This is a genomic window from Mesorhizobium sp. BR1-1-15, from assembly GCF_020165475.1.
In the GTDB taxonomy this organism is placed as follows: Bacteria; Pseudomonadota; Alphaproteobacteria; order Rhizobiales; family Rhizobiaceae; genus Mesorhizobium.
In genome coordinates this window covers 147,732-167,355 of the sequence record NZ_JAIUIF010000003.1, presented here as the reverse complement: position 1 = coordinate 167,355, position 19,624 = coordinate 147,732, and the positions used below count along the sequence as shown (strand labels likewise).

The window sequence follows — 19,624 nt, the reverse complement described above, 5'->3', positions numbered from 1 at the left end:
CGGGTTTGCCAAACCATGGTGAACACCCGGACCACATCCAATGGACTGCCGAGCTGTCGCCCGCAGTCCGCATGCTTTTTAAGTGAAAAACGTCCCATGGCAACCGAACGATACAATCCGCGCGCGTCAGAGCCCAAATGGCAGAAGGCCTGGGCCGACAGGAAGCTGTTCGAGGCGCACAACGATGATCCGCGCCCGAAATACTACGTGCTGGAGATGTTCCCCTATCCATCGGGACGCATCCATATCGGGCATACGCGCAACTATACGATGGGCGATGTGGTGGCGCGCTACAAGCGGGCCAAGGGTTTCAACGTGCTGCATCCGATGGGCTGGGACGCCTTCGGCATGCCGGCCGAGAACGCGGCGATGCAGAACAAGGTCCATCCCAAGGAATGGACCTACCAGAACATCGCCACCATGCGCGAACAGCTCAAGGTCATGGGCCTGTCGCTGGACTGGGCGCGCGAATTCGCGACTTGCGATGTCGACTACTACCACCGCCAGCAGATGCTGTTCCTCGACTTTGTCGAGAAGGGCCTGGTGACGCGCAAATCCTCGAAGGTCAATTGGGATCCGGAGGACATGACGGTGCTCGCCAACGAGCAGGTCATCGACGGGCGCGGCTGGCGCTCGGGCGCGCTGGTCGAACAGCGCGAGCTGACGCAATGGTTCTTCAGGATAACCGACTTTGCGCAGGATCTCCTGGATTCGCTCGATCGCCTCGACGAATGGCCCGAGAAGGTCAAGCTGATGCAGCACAATTGGATCGGCCGTTCGGAAGGCCTGCTGATCCGCTGGCCGCTGGCGGCTCCCGTCGCCGGCGAGCAAGAGCTGGAAGTCTATACGACGAGGCCCGACACCATCTTCGGCGCCTCCTTCATGGCGGTCGCCGCCGACCATCCGCTGGCCCGGAAGGCCGCCGAGACCAATCCGGCGCTGGCGAGCTTTATTGACGAAGTCCGCCATATGGGCACTTCGGTGGCGGCGCTGGAGACGGCCGAGAAGAAGGGCTTCGACACCGGCATCCGCGTCGTGCATCCGTTCGACGAGAACTGGACGCTGCCGGTCTATGTCGCCAATTTCGTGCTGATGGACTACGGCACCGGCGCCATCTTCGGCTGCCCGTCCGGCGACCAGCGCGACCTCGATTTCGCCAACAAATACGGCCTGCCGGTGATCCCGGTGGTGATGCCGGAAGGTGCTGATCCCAAGACCTTCCAGGTCATCGACGAAGCCTATGTCGACGACGGCGTGATGATCAATTCGCGCTTCCTCGATGGCATGAAGCCAGAGCGGGCGTTCGACGAGGTGGCGAAGCTGCTGGAGCAGAAGACGATCGGCAACCGGCCGATGGCCGAGCGCAAGGTCAACTTCCGCCTGCGCGACTGGGGCATTTCGCGCCAGCGCTACTGGGGCTGCCCGATCCCGATGATCCATTGCGAGGATTGCGGCGTGGTGCCGGTGCCGAAGGCAGACCTGCCGGTGAAGCTGCCCGACGATGTCGAGTTCGACCGCCCAGGCAACCCGCTGGACCGCCACCCGACCTGGCGGCATGTCAAATGCCCGCAATGCGGCAAGGATGCGCGGCGCGAAACCGACACGATGGACACGTTCGTCGATTCGTCCTGGTATTTCGCCCGCTTCACCGCGCCCTGGGCGAACGAGCCGACCGACCCGAAGGCGGCGAACGAGTGGCTGGCCGTCGACCAGTATATCGGCGGCATCGAGCACGCGATCCTGCATCTGCTCTATTCGCGCTTCTTCACCCGGGCCATGCGCGAGACCGGCCATCTCGACCTAGCCGAGCCGTTCAAGGGCCTGTTCACGCAAGGCATGGTGGTGCACGAGACCTATCGCGTGGGATCGGCATCGAACGGGCGCTGGCTGGCGCCGACCGAGGTGCGGCTGGAGGACGTCGACGGCAAGCGCCGCGCCGTCGAAATCGCCACGGGCGAGACGGCGGAGATCGGCTCCCTGGAAAAGATGTCGAAGTCGAAGAAGAACACGGTCAGCCCGGAAGACATCACCGACGGCTACGGCGCCGACACCGCGCGCTGGTTCATGCTGTCGGATTCGCCGCCCGAACGCGACGTCGAATGGACCGACGATGGCGCCGCCGGCGCGCATCGCTTCATGCAGCGCATCTGGCGCCTGGTCTCGACCGCGGCCGAATCGCTGGCCGGCATCGCACCCATAGCGGGCGGTGGCGGTGAAGCCGGGGCGGTTTCCAAGGCCACGCACAAGATCCTGAAAGCGGTCGGCGAGGACATCGAGAAACTCGCATTCAACCGCGCCATCGCCCGCATCTACGAACTCGCCAACGCGCTGACCACGCCGCTCAATGAGGTGGCCGAAGGCAAGGCCGATGCCGCGCTCAAAGGCGCCTGCCGGGAGGCCGTGGAGGTGCTCGTGCACCTGATCGCGCCGATCATGCCGCATCTGGCCGAGGAATGCTGGGAGGCGCTCGGCGGTGCCGATCTGGTCGCCGAACGGCCGTGGCCGATCTTCGACCCGGCGCTGGTCGTCGACAATGAGGTCACCTACCCGGTCCAGGTCAACGGCAAGAAGCGCGGGGATTTGACAATTGCCCGCGACGCGGACCAAGGTGCGGTCGAAAAAGCCGTGCTCGCTCTCGACTTCGTGCAGAAGGCGCTCGAAGGCAAGGCTCCGCGCAAGGTGATCATCGTGCCGCAGAGGATCGTCAATGTCGTTGCCTGATCGGGAGAAGACAGAGCTGAGCCGTTTGCTGCGCCGTGTCGCGCTTGCCGGCCTTGTCGGCTCGCTTGCGCTCGTTTCGGCCTGCCAGGTGCGGCCGCTCTACTCGAGCGCGCCGCTGTCGACCGGCTTGAGCGCCAATGCCGAACTGGCGTCGATCGCCATCAAACCGGTCAGGACGCGTTACGGCCAGCAGGTGCGCAACAATTTGATCTTCGGATTTGGGCGCGGCGCCGGCGAACCGGCATCGCCGGCCTACTCGCTCGACCTCGGCGTGACCGAAGCCGTTGAATCCTCGGCGCTCGTGCAGGTCGGAACCGACCAGGACGAGCCGACCGCCGGTTCGGTGACGCTGACCGCCGGCTACAGGCTGACCGATGCCAAAACCGGGGCGGTGATCGCGACCGGCAAGCGGGCGATCACTTCGTCCTTCGACAGGCCGCGCCAGGAATTCGCCGCGTACCGGGCACAGATCGATGCCGAGAACCGCGCCGCGCGCGAGCTTGCCAACGCGCTGCAACTGTCCATCGCCCAGGATCTCGCACGGCACGGCAAGACGGCCGGTTAGCGCCGCTCTCCGTTTCATGGTGGCATAACAATCTGGTGCCTGAAGGCCGCCTTTGCCACGACTCCGGAGCCGGTTCTCCGTTCGCCTTTAGCCGAAGCACGCGGGTGTGTTGACGATCGTGGGATGACGATCGGCCGCACGGGTCCGATCGTCCGACACCGCTGTGAAAGTCACGCTTCGCCGCTCTTGGGGGGCCGACGGGAAGCAACTGTTAACCACTCGCTCTCTATTGCTCAGCAGACATTTCAGCGTGAGTCTTGAGCATGGAATCCAAGCGTTTTCCTCGGGTCAGTTCATTGAAGGCAGCGTCGCCCGATGACCCTGGGGTGAAGCGTTTCACGGGTGTGGACAACAAGGCGGACAGCCAGCGGGCGAGAGCAGCAGGAGCCGGCCCTTCCCCATCCCCTGTCGATCTCGGCGGCAACGAAAGCCCTGCCTGGCAAGACTATTTCTTCCTGGCGCCCAATGTGCGGTTTACGCGCACGCCGGACTATGAAGCCAGCACGCGCCGTCCGCGGGACGAGGCGATTGCCGTCGAGCAAAGCGAATCACCAGTACCGCAGGCACCTGGCCAATCCACCGCGGCTGGGACGTCTTCATCGGTGCCAATACCAAGCCGAAACCTTTCTTCGGGCGCCGCCAGGCCGCCCGTCGGCAACAGAGCCGTGGTGCAACCGGCCCCGGCGCCGGTTCCGTCAGGGCATGCCGGCGAAAAGGCGCGGGCCGCCGCTACGCCTGCGGGCCACAGGATGACTGCGGCGGCGCGGGCATCCGCACCGGCAGCGTCCGCCCAAGCAGCGACAGCCCCGGTCAAGACGACGGGGCGCGAAAATGTGCGCTGGCCCTATCTGTCGGATCACGTCTTTTTCGAGATCATGGCGCCCTATTTGGTCGAAGGCCCGTCACCCGCGCCTCGGGCCGTTTCGGTTGCACGCATGACCGCGCCTGTGGTCACCGAGCGGATCGACAACCGCCCCGCGCCAACGGCCGATCCGACCGCGTTGTTCCGTGTCATCGAATGCCTTCCCGGGTCGCCAGCTCCGTCCGCCGTGCCGGATGTCCGTCCGGCCAACTCCAACCAGGCCGCGGTTCAGCCGGCGGCGAACCGCGTGCCGCAGCAAGCCCGGGCTCCGGCCGCAATTCCCGCCGTCGCAAGCAATGCCGTTCCGGCACTGGTCACGCAAAGTTTGGAGCAAGCCGTACCGGCTCCGGCTGCGCGCGCATCGTCGCGAGCGCCACTGGTCGGCAGGATCGTGCCGACCGCGACGGGCGAGACGTACGAACTCCCCTCAGAAGAATTGTTGCAGCAGCCGCCGGAGGGACAAGGCTTCTACATGTCGCAGGAGCGGCTCGAGCAGAATGCCGATCTTCTGGAAAGCGTGCTCGAGGATTTCGGCGTGCGCGGCGAGATCATCCATGTTCGCCCCGGTCCGGTCGTCACTCTCTATGAATTCGAGCCGGCGCCGGGCGTCAAATCCTCCCGCGTCATCGGTCTCGCCGACGACATCGCCCGCTCCATGTCGGCGATCTCGGCGCGCGTCGCCGTCGTGCCGGGCCGCAACGTCATCGGCATCGAGCTTCCGAACGAGGCGCGCGAAACCGTCTATTTCCGCGAGCTGATCGAATCGGAGGGCTTCCGCAAGACCGGCTGCAAGCTGGCGCTCTGCCTCGGCAAGACGATCGGCGGTGAGCCTGTCATCGCCGAACTGGCAAAGATGCCCCACTTGCTCGTTGCCGGCACCACCGGTTCCGGCAAGTCGGTTGCCATCAACACGATGATCCTGTCGCTGCTCTACCGGCTGAAGCCGGAGGAATGCCGGCTGATCATGGTCGATCCCAAGATGCTCGAACTCTCCGTCTATGACGGCATCCCGCATCTTCTGACCCCGGTCGTCACCGATCCAAAAAAGGCCGTTACCGCGCTCAAATGGGCGGTGCGCGAGATGGAGGACCGCTATCGCAAGATGGCGAGGCTCGGCGTGCGCAATATCGACGGCTACAATCAACGCGCCGCCCAAGCCCGCGAAAGCGGCGAGACGGTCGTCATGACCGTGCAGGCGGGCTTCGAAAAAGGCACCGGCGAGCCGCTCTTCGAGCAGCAGGAAATCGACCTCGCGCCAATGCCTTACATCGTCGTCATCGTCGACGAGATGGCCGACCTGATGATGGTCGCCGGCAAGGAGATCGAAGGCGCCATCCAGCGCCTGGCGCAGATGGCGCGCGCGGCCGGCATTCACCTGATCATGGCGACGCAGCGCCCCTCGGTCGATGTCATCACGGGCACGATCAAGGCCAATTTTCCGACGCGGATTTCCTTCCAGGTCACTTCCAAGATCGACAGCCGCACCATCCTTGGCGAGCAGGGCGCCGAGCAGCTGCTGGGTCAGGGCGACATGCTGCATATGATGGGCGGCGGGCGCATCGCCCGCGTGCACGGCCCCTTCGTCTCCGACGTGGAGGTCGAGCATGTCGTGGCGCATCTGAAGGCGCAGGGTCGCCCCGAATACCTGGAAACCGTGACGGCCGACGAGGATGAAGAGGAAGACGAAGGCGATGAGGGCGCGGTCTTCGACAAGGGCGCCGTTGCGTCGGAGGACGGCGATACCAGCTATGACGAGGCGGTCAAGGTGGTGTTGCGCGACAAGAAGTGTTCGACGTCCTACATTCAGCGCCGCCTCGGCATCGGCTACAACCGCGCCGCGTCCCTGGTCGAGCGCATGGAGAAGGAGGGTTTGGTCGGTGCACCAAACCATGTCGGCAAGCGCGAGATCATCATGGGCCGGCGCCCGCCGGTAACCGCAGTTGAGGATGACGGCACGGATTGACCGGGCCTCTTGATCCGCAGCGCATGAAAAAGGCCGGTTGCCCGGCCTTTTTTCGTGTCGGATATAAGCTCGCTCAGCCGATTTTCTGGCCGGTCTTGGCCCAGTCGGCGAGGAAGGCGGCAAGACCCTTGTCAGTCAGCGGGTGATTGACCAGCGCCTTCAGTGTCGCGGGCGGCGCGGTGACGATATCGGCGCCGATGAGCGCCGCCTGCTTGACGTGGTTCACGGTGCGCACGGAAGCCGTCAGGATCTCGGTCTGGAAATCGTAATTGTCGTAGATCTGACGGATCTCCTGGATCACTTCCATGCCGTCCGAGCCGGTATCGTCGATGCGGCCGACGAAGGGCGAGATGAAGGAGGCGCCTGCCTTGGCGGCGAGCAGCGCCTGGTTGGCCGAGAAGCACAGCGTGACATTGACCATGCGGTTCATCTGGGTGCGGATCGTCTTGCAGGCCTTCAGTCCGTCCAGCGTCAACGGCACCTTGATGGCGACATTCGGCGCGATCTTGGCCAGCACCTCGGCCTCCGCCATCATCTGCTTGTATTCGGTCGCCACGACCTCCGCGGAGACCGGGCCTTCGACGATGTCGCAGATTTGCTTGGTGACCTCGGAGATCTTGCCGCCCGATTTGAGAATCAGAGAAGGATTGGTGGTGACGCCGTCGAGCAGCCCCAGATCAATCAGTTCGCGGATTTCCTTGATGTCGGCGGTGTCGGCAAAAAATTTCATGGCGGTCTCCTGACGATTTCCTCGTGCTTGGGAAGGCACGTTCAGCGTTGCCCTTTGATCTAGAGCAAAGTCGGGGCAAGGTCACGCCTCATGATCGAAGATTCGCCCTTTGTCGCAGCCGCACCGGTGCTGGTGCCGATGCCGGCCGAACGCCCCTACACCTATGCCGTGCCCGCCGGCATGCGGGTGGTGCCGGGCTCGATCGTGCGCGTGCCGCTCGGCCCCCGCCAGGTCGCCGGCATCGTGTGGGACGGCGCGGTCGAGACGGTCGACGCGAAAAAGCTGCGCCCGATCGAACAGGTCTTCGACTGTCCGCCGATCGATCGGGCGATGCGCCGTTTCGTCGACTGGGTGGCGCAGTATACGCTGTCGGCGCCGGGCATGGTGGCGCGCATGCTGCTGAGGGCGCCGGAGGCCTTCGATCCGGAACCGTGGATCGAGGGATTGCAGCGAACCGCGGCCGTTCCGGACCGGATGACGGATGCGCGGGCCCGCGTGCTGGAGACGGCCGAAGGCGGACTGGCCTGGACGCGATCCGGCCTTGCCCATGCGGCTGGCGTGTCGTCGACGGTAATCGAGGGGCTGAAGGCGCAAGGCGTGTTCGAAACGGTGATGATCCCGCCGCGGCCCGTGGTGGCGGAGCCTGATCCAGCCTACGCCGCGCCGGAATTGATGCCCGACCAGAACGAAGCCGCACGGCTGCTGCGCGCCAATGTCGCGGGCGGCGGCTTCAACGTCGCACTGCTCGACGGCGTCACCGGTTCGGGCAAGACGGAGGTTTATTTCGAGGCGGTGGCGGCGGCACTGGACCGGGGCAAGCAGGTGCTGATCCTGCTGCCCGAAATCGCGTTGACCCATGCTTTCCTCGAACGCTTCCAGCAGCGCTTTGGCGCCAAGCCCGCCGAATGGCACTCCGACCTGCCGCCGAGGATGCGCGAGCGGGTCTGGCGGCAGGTGGCGGAAGGCGGCGTGCGGGTTGTGGCCGGCGCGCGCTCGGCGCTGTTCCTGCCGTTCAAGGAGCTTGGCCTGATCGTCGTCGACGAGGAGCACGACCCCGCCTACAAGCAGGAAGACCGCGTCTTCTACAATGCCCGCGACATGGCTGTCGTGCGCGGCCATATAGGTGGCTTCCCCGTGGTGCTGGCATCGGCGACGCCATCGGTCGAGAGTCGCGTCAATGCCAGCCAGGGCCGCTACGCCAGGGCGGTGCTGTCCGCCCGCTTCGCCGAGGCGGCACTTCCCGATCTGAAAGCGATCGACATGCGCCGCGCGCCGCCGGCGCGCGGCGGCTTCCTGTCGCCGGTGCTGCTCGACCACATGCGACGGACGCTGGAGAGGAAGGAACAATCGCTTTTGTTCCTCAACCGGCGCGGCTATGCGCCGCTGACGCTGTGCCGCGTCTGCGGTCACCGCTTCGGTTGCCCGGTCTGCTCGGCCTGGCTGGTCGAGCACCGCTTTCGCGGCCAGCTCGTCTGCCACCATTGCGGGCACAATGAGCGCCGTCCGGAAGCCTGTCCGGAATGCGGCACGCTCGATCATCTGGTCGCCTGCGGGCCGGGCGTCGAGCGCATCGCGGAGGAAGTCGTCACCTATTTCCCGGATGCGCGCACAATCGTTTTGTCGTCGGATCTGATGGGCGGCGTGCGGCGGCTGCGGCTGGAGCTGGAAGCCATCGCCAATGGCGAGGCCGATATCGTCATCGGCACGCAACTCGTCGCCAAGGGCCACAATTTCCCGAACATGACCTTGGTTGGTGTCGTCGATGCCGATCTCGGCCTTGCCAATGGCGATCCGCGCGCCGCCGAACGCACCTTCCAGCTGCTCAGCCAGGTGACCGGCCGCGCCGGGCGCACCGGCAAGAAGAGTCTCGGCCTGCTGCAGACCTTCCAGCCCGACCATCCGGTGATGCGGGCGATCGTCTCCGGCGATGCCGATGCGTTCTACGAGCGCGAGATTTCCGAGCGCGAGCGGGCGGCTCTGCCACCCTTCGGCCGGCTCGCCGGCGTCATCGTCAGCGCGGTGACGCGGGCGGAAGCCGAGGGCCATGCCCGCGCCCTGCGCCGTGCCGCGCCCGAGGCATCCGACCTGTTCGTGCTCGGGCCGGCCGAAGCGCCGCTGTCGCTGCTCGGCGGCCGTCACCGTTTCCGCCTGCTGATCCAGGGCGAGCGCCGCGCCGACATGCAAGGGTTTATCCGGACCATGCTCGCCAACGGGCCGAAGCAGCGCGGCTCGGTCCGGGTGCAGGTCGACATCGATCCGCAGAGCTTTTTGTAAGAGAGACTATTCGCCGCCCTTGGCCTTTTTTACATATCGATCGTCAAATTCGGTAATGTCCACAAATGCGGAAAACTTAACGGACTGTCTGGCGACGGTGCTAAGATGATGTTCTATTTTTTCCATTGAATCGGCAATTTTTCGCTCGGCTGATTTGGCCAGAACTCCCCGAATCCCGGCAAATTGTTTTATGTCGATCGCTCGCTTCCTAGACGATTTCTTCCCCAGAACATCAAAGTAGTCTAAGCACACTTGGAATGGTTTTAGAGGGCCAATGTCTGTTCCGTCCATCTGGCCATATAGCTGAAAGCTGATGCCAAAGAGGGAATATATCCTTTCGTCTTGAGGTATGACGGACATCGGCATGCGATCTTTGTCGTTCACCAGCATCACGTCATGATTTTTGAAATCGAGCTCATCGTATAAAAGCTCGAACGTTACATCGAACGCTGGTCCCTTTCCTACATTGGCCAGCACAAAATTAATTGCACCGCTCCCATCTGAATGCGGTGAGAGATAAGCTACGAGCTCCGGCGCGTTGCCGGCCTTCCTAAGGCGTCGATTCTCGAACCATAGAAAGGCCGTGAGAAGTGCAATAAAGACCGTAGCGGCGGCAGATATAACTGTTGCAAGTGCGGAGATTGCGGTGCCTGTATTCGCGCTGAATAAGTTCAGAAACTCACTCATGGGTTCACTCTGCCCGGGGGGCATTGGTGCCTGCAAGTAGAAATTCGGCGAGGCTTCGCTGCTTCGCCTGATCAGGTTCTGGATAGAGCTTTCGTGCATCGTTGATTGGCACGATGGCGGCCGCTGGTTTTCCATTTTTTATGATGACGGTGGGTTGGCCATTCTCGGCAGCATCGATCACTTCCGAGAATTTTGTCTTCGCCTCTCGAAGTCGCATCGTTCTCATCATCGTGTCTCTACAATTCAATGCGGGTTAAATTTCAGTATAAGATAGTAAGAATAGGAAAGGGAACAGCCTCCTATGAAAACGCTTGGCCTTCTGGGCGGCATGAGCTGGGAATCGACGGCGATCTATTATCGCCTGCTCAACGATCTCGTGCGCGAGCGCATGGGCGGGCTGCATTCGGCGAAATTGCTGTTGTGGTCCTTCGACTTCGCCGAGATCGCCGAGCGCCAGCACAATGGTGATTGGGCCGGCGCCGGCGCGCTTCTGGTCGATGCCGCGCGCAAGCTCGAGTCAGCTGGCGCGGAAGGCCTGCTTTTGTGTACCAACACCATGCACAAGCTCGCCGACCAGGTGCAGGCCTCGGTGTCGGTCCCGCTGACCCACATCGCCGACGCCACCGCAGCCGCTGTCAAGGCGGCCGGCATGCGGCGCCCGGCGCTGCTGGCAACACGGTTCACCATGGAGCAGGATTTCTACAAGCGCCGGCTTGCCGACACATATGGATTGCAGCCGATCGTGCCGGACCAGGCAGGACGCGACATGGTCCATCGCATCATCTATGACGAGCTCTGCCAGGGCATCGTCACCGAGCCATCGAAAACCGCCTATATCGCCGAGATCAACCGCCTGCGGCGCGATGAAAATGCCGACAGCGTGATCATGGGCTGCACCGAAATCACGATGTTGATCGGCCAGCAGGATTTCGACATTCCGGTCTTCGACACGACGCGCATCCATGCCGAGGCGGCGGTCGCCTTCGCGCTCTCCTGATGGGTTTGGCCTAAAGTGCCGGCCGCCATCTGGCGCGCGGCTTTTCCTCCGCTAGAATGCCCGCGATTTCAGAGCGGCATTTACGAGGGGACATTATGGATTTTGCGTTTCCCTGGCCGGTGAGCCAGGGCGAATGGCTGGCCTGGTCGAGCGCCGTCGTCACGGTGCTGCTCGGCCTGGTGCTTTTCCTGGCGCCGGGGCTTGCCTTCCGCATTCTGCGCTTGCAGGTCAAGCCGGAGAAGGCGGCGGCGATCGCCGAAGGGCGCGGCCGCATGTCGGGCTTCTATCTCGGCGTCGGCCTGTGCTGCATCCTGCTGGCGCAGCCGCTGATCTACATGGCGCTCGGCTTCTCCTGGCTGTTCACCGCCTTCGGCCGGTTGCTGTCGATGATGTCGGATGGCGCCAACACGCCCTTCAACTGGGTTTCCATCGTCGTGGAACTGGCGCTGGCGGCGTTGCCGCTTGCCTTTGCCTTCGGCTTCCTGCCCTGAATCCGCAGGCAATCCAGGGACTTCGTCCCCGGATGCGACAATAGTGCCTGAAAACCATGCGGAACGACGCATTGCGGTCTTAAAAGGCCTGTGCTAGACGGCAATCGACTTTCGGCCGGGGATAGCGGAAGCCGCGCCTCCGTGCTTGAAAAAATGCAGTAAGGTCAAAGATTTAGCCAGAGTTTTCGCTCGCGCCAACAATCTGCGGCCTGTCAGACAAGAGAAAAGACGGTCCGTGGCCCAATCGTCATCGCCAATCTCAGGTGTCGCAGAACGCTATGCGGGTTCGCTGTTCGAACTGGCATCGCAGGCGAATTCCGTCGCCAAGGTCGAAGCCGACCTCAACAGTTTCGAGGCGATGCTCGCGGGCAGCGCCGACTTGACCCGGCTGATCAACAGCCCGGTGTTCTCCAGCGAGGACCAGGCCAAGGCCATCGCGGCGATCGCCGACAAGGCCGGGATCACCGGCCTGACCGGCAATTTCCTGCGCGTCGTCGCCAAGAACCGCCGGCTGTTCGCCGTGCCCGGCATGATCAGGGCATTCCGCCAGATCGCCGCCGAACATCGTGGCGAGACGACCGCCGAGGTAACATCGGCTCACCAATTGAGCGCTGCCCAGCAGACTGAACTCAAGGCGGCGCTGAAGAGCGTTGCCGGCAAGGACGTTTCCATCTCCGTCACCGTCGATCCGTCGCTGCTCGGCGGTCTGGTGGTCAGGATGGGCTCGCGCCAGATCGATACGTCGCTCAAAACCAAACTCAATTCGCTCAAGCTTGCACTGAAAGAGGTCGGCTGATGGACATCCGCGCCGCGGAAATTTCCGCAATTCTGAAAGACCAGATCAAGAATTTCGGCAAGGAGGCCGAGGTCTCCGAAGTCGGACAGGTGCTGTCCGTCGGTGACGGTATCGCCCGCGTCTACGGCCTCGACAATGTCCAGGCCGGCGAGATGGTCGAATTCCCCGGCGGCATCCGCGGCATGGCGCTCAATCTCGAAGCCGACAATGTCGGCGTCGTCATCTTCGGCGCCGACCGCGACATCAAGGAAGGCGACACCGTCAAGCGCACCGGCGCGATCGTCGACGTTCCGGTCGGTCCGGGCCTGCTCGGCCGCGTCGTCGACGCGCTCGGCAACCCGATCGACGGCAAGGGCCCGATCAAGGCGACCGAACGCAAGCGCGTCGACGTCAAGGCGCCCGGCATCATTCCGCGCAAGTCGGTGCATGAGCCGATGTCGACGGGCCTCAAGGCCATCGACGCGCTGATCCCGGTCGGCCGCGGCCAGCGCGAGCTGGTCATCGGCGATCGCCAGACCGGCAAGACCGCCATCATCCTCGACACGATGCTCAACCAGAAGTCGGTGCACGACAACGGCCCCGAGAAGGAAAAGCTCTACTGCGTTTATGTCGCCGTCGGCCAGAAGCGCTCGACCGTGGCGCAGTTCGTCAAGGTGCTGGAAGAGCGCGGCGCGCTCGAATATTCGATCATCGTCGCCGCCACCGCTTCCGATCCGGCGCCGATGCAGTTCCTGGCGCCGTTCGCCGGCTGCACCATGGGCGAGTATTTCCGCGACAACGGCATGCATGCGCTGATCAGCTACGACGATCTGTCGAAGCAGGCCGTCGCCTATCGCCAGATGTCGCTGCTGTTGCGCCGCCCGCCGGGCCGCGAAGCCTATCCGGGCGACGTCTTCTACCTGCACTCGCGCCTGCTCGAGCGCGCCGCCAAGCTCAATGACGACATGGGCAACGGTTCGCTGACGGCGTTGCCGGTCATCGAAACCCAAGCCAACGACGTGTCGGCCTATATCCCGACCAACGTGATCTCGATCACCGACGGCCAGATCTTCCTCGAAACCAACCTGTTCTTCCAGGGCATCCGTCCGGCCGTCAATGTTGGCCTGTCGGTGTCGCGCGTCGGCTCCTCGGCGCAGATCAAGGCGATGAAGCAGGTTGCCGGCTCGATCAAGGGCGAGCTCGCGCAGTACCGCGAAATGGCGGCCTTCGCGCAGTTCGGCTCGGATCTCGATGCCGCCACGCAGCGCCTGCTCAACCGCGGTTCGCGCCTGACCGAGCTCCTGAAGCAGCCGCAGTTCTCGCCGCTGAAGACGGAAGAGCAGGTCGCGGTGATCTTCGCCGGCGTCAACGGCTATCTTGACAAGCTGCCGGTCAACCAGGTCGGCAAGTTCGAGCATGGCCTGCTCAGCCACATGCGTTCGGCCGGCAAGGACGTCCTCGACGCCATCCGCAAGGAAAAGGCGCTGTCGGACGATCTGCGCGGCAAGCTGAAGGCCGAGATCGACGCTTTCGCCAAGACCTTCGCCTGAGCGAAGCGCCAGTCCGGATGAGACAAGACGGGATCAGGTTTGAAGCATGCCTTCATTAAAAGACCTTCGTAACCGTATCGCCTCGGTCAAGGCGACGCAGAAGATCACCAAAGCGATGCAGATGGTCGCCGCGGCGAAGCTGCGCCGTGCACAGGAGGCCGCGGAAGCGGCGCGCCCCTATTCGGAGCGCATGGGTTCCGTGCTGGCCAACATCACCCAGGCGATCGGCGGCGGCGGCGATGCCCCGGCGCTGATGACCGGCACCGGCAAGGACGACGTGCACCTGCTCGTTGTCTGCACGGCCGAGCGCGGCCTGTGCGGCGGCTTCAATTCGCAGATCGCCCGTCTTGCCCGTGACCACATCCGCAGGCTCCTCGCCGACGGCAAGCAGGTCAAGATCATCTGCGTCGGCAAGAAGGGTTTCGATATCCTGCGCCGCGACTATGCCTCGATGATCCTCGACCGGATCGACCTGCGCGAGGTCAAGACGCTCGGCTTCGTCAATGCCGACACGATCGCCCGCAAGGTCATCCACCTGTTCAACGAGGGCGGCTTCGACATCTGCACGCTGTTCTATTCGCAGTTCAAGTCGGTGATCAGCCAGGTTCCGACCGCGCAGCAGATCATTCCGGCCGCTGCTTCGTCAGCTCCGGCCGAGGCTGCTGACGGCGCCAGCGCCGTCTACGAATACGAACCCGAGCCGGGTGAAATCCTGTCCGAGCTCATTCCGCGCAACATCGCGGTGCAGATTTTCCGCGCGCTGCTCGAAAACGCGGCTGGCGAAATGGGCGCCAAGATGAGCGCGATGGACAACGCCACGCGCAACGCCGGCGAGATGATCAACAAGCTGTCGATCACCTACAACCGCCAGCGCCAGGCGCAGATCACCAAGGAACTGATCGAAATCATTTCGGGCGCCGAGGCGCTCTAGGCACGGTTTCCCGGGGTCAACGACCTCGATCCGACCGCGCGAGAAACAAAGGACGAAAAGGGTAAAGACGATGGCGAAAGCAGCGACCCCCAAAACGGCGGCTCCCAAGGCAGCAGCCCCGGCCAAGGCGGCACCGGCAAAGGCTCCGGCCGCAGCAGCTAAGGCGGCTCCGGCCAAGAAAGCGGCAGCGCCGACCAGGGCCGCCGCGGTAAAAACCCCGGCCGTGGCCAGCAAAGCCACCGGCATCGTCGGCAAGGTCCGGCAGGTCATCGGCGCCGTGGTCGACGTGCAGTTCGGCGATCACCTGCCGCCGATCCTGAATGCGCTCGAGACCACCAATGTCGGCAACCGCCTGGTTCTCGAAGTTGCCCAGCATCTGGGTGAAAACACCGTGCGCTGCATCGCCATGGATTCCACCGAAGGCCTGGTGCGCGGCCAGGAAGTGCGCGACACCGGCGGCCCGATCGCCGTGCCGGTCGGTCCGGGCATGCTCGGCCGCATCATCAACGTCATCGGCGAGCCGGTCGACGAAGCAGGCCCGGTCGACGCGGTCGAGTTGCGCTCGATCCACCAGCCGGCCCCGGCCTATATCGAACAGTCGACGGAAGCACAGATCCTGATCACCGGTATCAAGGTGCTCGACCTGCTCGCACCTTACGCCAAGGGCGGCAAGATCGGCCTGTTCGGCGGCGCCGGCGTCGGCAAGACGGTGCTGATCCAGGAACTGATCAACAACATCGCCAAGGCGCACGGCGGCTATTCGGTGTTCGCCGGCGTCGGCGAGCGCACTCGCGAGGGCAACGACCTCTATCACGAGTTCATCGAATCCGGCGTCAACAAGAAGGGCGGCGGCGAAGGCTCCAAGGCGGCGCTGGTCTATGGCCAGATGAACGAACCGCCGGGCGCGCGTGCCCGCGTCGGCCTGACCGGCCTGACGGTCGCCGAATATTTCCGCGATCAGGGCCAGGACGTGCTGTTCTTCGTCGATAACATCTTCCGCTTCACGCAGGCCGGTTCGGAAGTGTCGGCGCTGCTTGGCCGTATCCCGTCGGCCGTGGGCTACCAGCCCACGCTCGCCACCGACATGGGCGCCCTGCAGGAACGCATCACCACCACCACCAAGGGCTCGATCACCTCGGTGCAGGCCATCTACGTGCCGGCCGACGACTTGACCGACCCGGCGCCGGCGACCTCGTTCGCCCACCTTGACGCGACGACGACGCTCAACCGCTCGATCGCCGAAAAGGGCATCTATCCGGCCGTCGATCCGCTGGACTCGACCTCGCGCATGCTCGACCCGCTGGTGGTCGGCGAAGAGCATTATGCCGTCGCGCGCCAGGTGCAGTCGATCCTCCAGCGCTACAAGTCGCTGCAGGACATCATCGCCATCCTGGGCATGGACGAGTTGTCGGAAGAGGACAAGCAGACGGTGGCTCGCGCCCGCAAGATCGAGCGCTTCCTGTCGCAGCCCTTCTTCGTCGCCGAAGTGTTCACCGGCGCGCCGGGCAAGCTGGTCGACCTCGCCGACACCATCAAGGGCTTCAAGGGCCTCTGCAACGGCGACTACGACCACCTGCCGGAAGCCGCCTTCTACATGGTCGGCGGCATCGAGGAAGCGGTCGAGAAGGCACAGCGTCTCGCGGCTGAAGCGGCTTAATCAAGGGAATAGGGAGTAGTCAGTAGTCGGTAGTGAATGGCAGGCAGGTGACCGGGCGCAATTGCCCTTTCCCCTACTTCCCTACTCACTATTCCCTACTCGCTAAATCGACATGGCAGAAGCTTTCAAGTTCGAACTGGTCTCGCCGGAGCGCCTGCTGGTTTCCGCAGAGGTCGAGGCAGTCGTCATTCCGGGTGCGGAAGGCGAGATGACTGTCATGGCGCATCACGCACCGGTCATGACCACGATCAAGCCGGGCGTCGTCACGGTGAAGGCCGCATCGGGCGGTGAAGAGCGTTACGTCGTCTTCGGCGGTTTCGCCGACATCGTTCCGGCCGGCTGCACGCTGCTGGCGGAATCGGCTGTCGCGGTGAAGGATGTCGACCGCGCCGATCTCGCGCGCCGCATCCAGGAAGCCAGGGAAGACGCCGCCGACGCCAAGGACGATCGGTCGCGCACGAAGGCCGAACAATTCCTCAGCCAGCTCACCACGCTGGAAGGCGCCATCCTGCCGGCTTGAGGCTGGCACCAGTAGTCGACTGAAAAGCGGGGCCTTGCCTCGCTTTTTTGTTTTTAAATGCCCAATGCCGCGAAGGCCTGAGCCGGTCCGCCACGGCGCAACTGCTCGAGATGGACGGCCGCAAGGTCCATCAATCCTGGCCGTTCAGGCGCCCCGGTCGCGAAGCCGGCGAGATCGAACACTGCCGCGACGGTTTCGGCAGCGGGCAGATTCCGGTCAATGATCGCCGTCATCGGCATGTCGAGCGGGTCGGTAAAATGGCCGTCGGGCAGGGATTTGCCGCGCGCTTCGCAGGCGGCGATCCAGGCGGCAACCGCCAGCATGAGATGTCCGGGCGCGGCGCCTGAATGGAGGCGCTCGATCGCGGAGGCCATGATGCGCTGCGGCAGTTTCTGGCTGCCGTCATTGGCGATCTGCGCGGTGCGGTGGGCAAGTGCTGTGTTGGAGAAACGCTGGGCAAGCTCTGCCGTATAGCTCGCGGTGTCCAGCCCGGCATCGGTGGGCAGCGTCGGGATTGCCTCGGCCCACAGCGCATCGACAAAGCGCCTGATCGCCGGATCGGCGAAGGCGCGGTCGACGGTGGCGTGTCCGCTGAGCAGGCCGAGATAGGCAATGGCCGAATGCGCACCGTTGAGCAGTCTCAGCTTCATGTCCTCGAAGGGCCTGACATCCCCGACCATGGTGACGCCGAACTTTTCCCAGGCCGGGCGGCCTGCCGGAAAATTGTCCTCGACCACCCACTGGCGGAACGGCTCGGTCATGACCGGCCAGGCGTCGTCGACGCCGAGCTCGAGAGCGATCCGCGCCCGGTCGGCATCGGTCGTGGCCGGCACGATGCGATCGACCATGCTCGAGGGAAACGCGACCTCGTCGGCGATATGGCCGGCAAGCCTGGTAGCGCCCTTCTCACCGAGGCTGGCATCGCGCAGCGCGGCGAATTCCACCAGCAGCCTGTGTAAGGTCGCCCCGTTGGCAGGCAGGTTGTCGCAGCAGAGCACGGTGAAGGGCTGCAAGCCGGCCGCGCCACGGCGTGCAAGCGCCTCGGCCAGAAAACCGTGCGCGGTCTTCGGCAGATGCGGGTTCGCCAGATCGTGGGCGATGTCAGGGTGGGCTGCGTCGAGCCCGCCGCCGGCGGCCCGCAGATAGGCTTTCTCGGTGATGGTCAGCGTCACGATGCGGGTGCGCGGATCGGTCAGCGCGGCCAGCACGGCGGCGGGATCTTCCGGCGCCACCAGCATCGCGCCGATGGAGCCGATGACATGAAGACTTTCCTCGCCCCCGCTGCGGATCGCCAGCGTGTAGAGCCCGTCCTGCGGCGCAAGCGCATCGCGCGTGTCGGCACTGCGCAGCGACACGCCGACGATGCCCCAATCCGTCTCTCCGGCAGCCAGGCAATCGTCGACATAGGCTGCCTGGTGGGCGCGATGAAAGGCGCCGACCCCCAGATGCACGATGCCTTGCGTGACCGATGCGCGATCAAAACGCGGCACGGCGATCCTGGCCGGCAACGTCGCGATCGTATCCTTCGAAAGACGCCTGTTCATTGCTGTGCGAAGTCCCCGATTGGCCTTTGGGAGCCGCCCCGTAGGGTCGGCGAAGGAAAACGGCAGCGGCGTAACATCCACTGCCGTCCGGCACAATGGCCGGTTCCCGGGTCAAAGTCATCATACAACAATCAATTTTTTGTATGTTGACATTATTTCCTTGCGACCCTACCGATAACGCCTCATGGGGAGGATCACCGTGGCAGTGACAGATGCGGATTTGCTGCTTAGCACCGACGCGCGTCCACGCTCGCTCGCCCGCACCGGATGCTGACCGAAATGGCCAAGATTGAGCAGGGATGACGGGCTGGTGATGCGCCGGCTCTGAGCCGGCGCCTTGATTTTTGAAAAAGGGAGGAAAGTCATGTTGCATTTTTCGAAATTGACGGCGGCTACATTCGCGTTCGGCTCGCTGCTGATTGGCATCGCCAACGCGCAAACCGTGCTGCGGTCGGCCGACACGCACCCCGACGGCTATCCGACGGTCGAGGCGGTGAAATACATGGGCGAGTTGATCAAGCAGCGCACCGATGGCCGCTATTCGGTCGAGGTCTATCATTCGGCGCAGCTCGGCGAGGAGAAGGACACGATCGAGCAGACCCAGACCGGCGTCATCGACCTCAACCGTGTCTCGATGGGGCCGTTCAACGGCATCGTGCCGGAAACCGCGGTGCCGTCGCTGCCCTACATATTCCGCTCGGTCGAACATATGCGCCATGTCATGGACGGGCCGATCGGCGACGACATCCTGAAAGCTTTCGAGGCACATGACCTGGTCGGTCTGGCCTTCTACGATTCCGGCGCGCGCTCCTTCTACAACACCAAGAAGGACATCGCCTCGATCGCCGATCTGAAGGGCATGAAATTCCGCGTCATCCAGTCGGACGTGTTCGTCGACATGGTCAACGCACTGGGCGCCAACGCCACGCCAATGGCTTATGGCGAAGTCTATTCGGCACTTGAGACCGGCGTCATCGACGGCGCGGAAAACAACTGGCCGAGCTTCGAATCCGCCAAGCACTATGAGGTCGCCAAGCACTACACGCTCGACCAGCACCAGAGCGTTCCGGAGGTGCTGGTGATGGCGAAGGCGAGCTGGGACAAGCTCTCGCCGGAAGACCAGGCGATCGTGCGCCAGGCGGCCAAGGACAGCGTCGTCAAGATGCGCGAACTGTGGGACGCGCAGGAGAAGAAATCCCGCGATATCGTCGAAAAGGCAGGCGTCAAGGTCAGCGAGATCGACAAGCAGCCGCTGATCGACGCGATGAAGCCGGTCTACGACAAATACCTGTCGACGCCGGCGCTGAAGGACCTCGCCGCCCGCATCCAGGCGACCAAGTGAAGTCGGCCGCGGGGC

The 19,624-nt window shown here is 63.8% G+C and carries 16 protein-coding genes; 12 read left to right on the top strand and 4 right to left on the bottom strand.

Annotated elements, in window-relative coordinates:
* Positions 1–96: 96 nt before the first annotated feature.
* From leuS to LB541_RS06975, 3 genes are all read left to right on the top strand, one after another.
* On the top strand, positions 97–2,721 hold the full coding sequence (leuS, locus tag LB541_RS06985; protein ID WP_140518238.1) for a leucine--tRNA ligase: 2,625 nt from the start codon (positions 97–99) through the stop codon (positions 2,719–2,721).
* On the top strand, positions 2,708–3,286 hold the full coding sequence (gene lptE, locus LB541_RS06980) for an LPS assembly lipoprotein LptE (protein WP_224618092.1): 579 nt from the start codon (positions 2,708–2,710) through the stop codon (positions 3,284–3,286). The genes leuS and lptE overlap by 14 nt, the downstream gene beginning before the upstream one ends.
* A gap of 263 nt (positions 3,287–3,549) precedes the next feature.
* Positions 3,550–6,111: a DNA translocase FtsK gene (locus LB541_RS06975; RefSeq protein WP_224618091.1), complete on the top strand. Its 2,562-nt coding sequence runs from the start codon at positions 3,550–3,552 to the stop codon at positions 6,109–6,111.
* Positions 6,112–6,184: 73 nt separating this feature from the next.
* Here the strand turns inward: LB541_RS06975 and fsa are convergent, their stop codons facing one another.
* On the bottom strand, positions 6,185–6,841 hold the full coding sequence (gene fsa, locus LB541_RS06970) for a fructose-6-phosphate aldolase (protein WP_140518241.1): 657 nt from the start codon (positions 6,839–6,841) through the stop codon (positions 6,185–6,187).
* A gap of 90 nt (positions 6,842–6,931) precedes the next feature.
* Between fsa and LB541_RS06965 the strand changes: the two genes are divergently transcribed.
* Positions 6,932–9,115 carry a primosomal protein N' gene (locus LB541_RS06965; protein ID WP_224618090.1) on the top strand — a complete coding sequence of 728 codons (2,184 nt, stop codon included), beginning with the start codon at positions 6,932–6,934 and terminating at the stop codon, positions 9,113–9,115.
* Between the two features lie 6 nt (positions 9,116–9,121).
* Here the strand turns inward: LB541_RS06965 and LB541_RS06960 are convergent, their stop codons facing one another.
* Positions 9,122–9,802, bottom strand: coding sequence for a hypothetical protein (locus LB541_RS06960; RefSeq protein ID WP_224618089.1), 681 nt, complete (start codon positions 9,800–9,802; stop codon positions 9,122–9,124).
* A 4-nt stretch (positions 9,803–9,806) separates the two neighbouring features.
* Positions 9,807–10,031, bottom strand: coding sequence for a type II toxin-antitoxin system Phd/YefM family antitoxin (locus tag LB541_RS06955; RefSeq protein WP_224618088.1), 225 nt, complete (start codon positions 10,029–10,031; stop codon positions 9,807–9,809).
* 72 nt (positions 10,032–10,103) lie between these two features.
* On the opposite strand from LB541_RS06955, the gene LB541_RS06950 reads away from it, so the two are divergent.
* The 7 genes from LB541_RS06950 to LB541_RS06920 all read left to right on the top strand — a co-directional run bounded on the left by LB541_RS06950 (position 10,104) and on the right by LB541_RS06920 (position 16,723).
* The gene (locus LB541_RS06950) at positions 10,104–10,799 is read left to right on the top strand and encodes an aspartate/glutamate racemase family protein (protein ID WP_224618087.1); all 696 of its coding nucleotides are present in this window, start codon (positions 10,104–10,106) and stop codon (positions 10,797–10,799) included.
* Positions 10,800–10,894: 95 nt separating this feature from the next.
* Positions 10,895–11,290, top strand: coding sequence for a DUF4345 family protein (locus LB541_RS06945; protein WP_140518245.1), 396 nt, complete (start codon positions 10,895–10,897; stop codon positions 11,288–11,290).
* Positions 11,291–11,525: 235 nt separating this feature from the next.
* Positions 11,526–12,086, top strand: a complete 561-nt coding sequence (locus LB541_RS06940) for a F0F1 ATP synthase subunit delta (protein WP_140492968.1) — start codon at positions 11,526–11,528, stop codon at positions 12,084–12,086.
* The gene (gene atpA / locus LB541_RS06935; protein WP_140492971.1) at positions 12,086–13,615 is read left to right on the top strand and encodes a F0F1 ATP synthase subunit alpha; all 1,530 of its coding nucleotides are present in this window, start codon (positions 12,086–12,088) and stop codon (positions 13,613–13,615) included. Before LB541_RS06940 ends, atpA begins: the two co-directional genes overlap by 1 nt.
* Positions 13,616–13,661: 46 nt before the next feature.
* Positions 13,662–14,546, top strand: a complete 885-nt coding sequence (locus LB541_RS06930) for a F0F1 ATP synthase subunit gamma (RefSeq protein ID WP_140492974.1) — start codon at positions 13,662–13,664, stop codon at positions 14,544–14,546.
* A 70-nt stretch (positions 14,547–14,616) separates the two neighbouring features.
* On the top strand, positions 14,617–16,203 hold the full coding sequence (gene atpD / locus LB541_RS06925) for a F0F1 ATP synthase subunit beta (protein ID WP_181165201.1): 1,587 nt from the start codon (positions 14,617–14,619) through the stop codon (positions 16,201–16,203).
* 112 nt (positions 16,204–16,315) lie between these two features.
* Positions 16,316–16,723, top strand: a complete 408-nt coding sequence (locus LB541_RS06920; RefSeq protein ID WP_140492977.1) for a F0F1 ATP synthase subunit epsilon — start codon at positions 16,316–16,318, stop codon at positions 16,721–16,723.
* 53 nt (positions 16,724–16,776) lie between these two features.
* Here the strand turns inward: LB541_RS06920 and LB541_RS06915 are convergent, their stop codons facing one another.
* The gene (locus LB541_RS06915) at positions 16,777–18,267 is read right to left on the bottom strand and encodes a mannitol dehydrogenase family protein (protein WP_140676221.1); all 1,491 of its coding nucleotides are present in this window, start codon (positions 18,265–18,267) and stop codon (positions 16,777–16,779) included.
* Positions 18,268–18,631: 364 nt separating this feature from the next.
* Between LB541_RS06915 and LB541_RS06910 the strand changes: the two genes are divergently transcribed.
* The gene (locus LB541_RS06910) at positions 18,632–19,609 is read left to right on the top strand and encodes a TRAP transporter substrate-binding protein (protein WP_224618086.1); all 978 of its coding nucleotides are present in this window, start codon (positions 18,632–18,634) and stop codon (positions 19,607–19,609) included.
* Positions 19,610–19,624: the final 15 nt, after the last annotated feature.

Excerpts from the sequence above, each read along its gene's own strand:
- leuS (WP_140518238.1), top strand. The coding sequence starts at position 97 with ATGGCAACCGAACGATACAATCCGCGCGCGTCAGAGCCCAAATGGCAG.
- lptE (WP_224618092.1), top strand. The coding sequence starts at position 2,708 with ATGTCGTTGCCTGATCGGGAGAAGACAGAGCTGAGCCGTTTGCTGCGC.
- LB541_RS06975 (WP_224618091.1), top strand. The coding sequence starts at position 3,550 with ATGGAATCCAAGCGTTTTCCTCGGGTCAGTTCATTGAAGGCAGCGTCG.
- fsa (WP_140518241.1), bottom strand. The coding sequence starts at position 6,841 with ATGAAATTTTTTGCCGACACCGCCGACATCAAGGAAATCCGCGAACTG.
- LB541_RS06965 (WP_224618090.1), top strand. The coding sequence starts at position 6,932 with ATGATCGAAGATTCGCCCTTTGTCGCAGCCGCACCGGTGCTGGTGCCG.
- LB541_RS06960 (WP_224618089.1), bottom strand. The coding sequence starts at position 9,802 with ATGAGTGAGTTTCTGAACTTATTCAGCGCGAATACAGGCACCGCAATC.
- LB541_RS06955 (WP_224618088.1), bottom strand. The coding sequence starts at position 10,031 with ATGATGAGAACGATGCGACTTCGAGAGGCGAAGACAAAATTCTCGGAA.
- LB541_RS06950 (WP_224618087.1), top strand. The coding sequence starts at position 10,104 with ATGAAAACGCTTGGCCTTCTGGGCGGCATGAGCTGGGAATCGACGGCG.
- LB541_RS06945 (WP_140518245.1), top strand. The coding sequence starts at position 10,895 with ATGGATTTTGCGTTTCCCTGGCCGGTGAGCCAGGGCGAATGGCTGGCC.
- atpA (WP_140492971.1), top strand. The coding sequence starts at position 12,086 with ATGGACATCCGCGCCGCGGAAATTTCCGCAATTCTGAAAGACCAGATC.
- LB541_RS06930 (WP_140492974.1), top strand. The coding sequence starts at position 13,662 with ATGCCTTCATTAAAAGACCTTCGTAACCGTATCGCCTCGGTCAAGGCG.
- atpD (WP_181165201.1), top strand. The coding sequence starts at position 14,617 with ATGGCGAAAGCAGCGACCCCCAAAACGGCGGCTCCCAAGGCAGCAGCC.
- LB541_RS06920 (WP_140492977.1), top strand. The coding sequence starts at position 16,316 with ATGGCAGAAGCTTTCAAGTTCGAACTGGTCTCGCCGGAGCGCCTGCTG.
- LB541_RS06915 (WP_140676221.1), bottom strand. The coding sequence starts at position 18,267 with ATGAACAGGCGTCTTTCGAAGGATACGATCGCGACGTTGCCGGCCAGG.
- LB541_RS06910 (WP_224618086.1), top strand. The coding sequence starts at position 18,632 with ATGTTGCATTTTTCGAAATTGACGGCGGCTACATTCGCGTTCGGCTCG.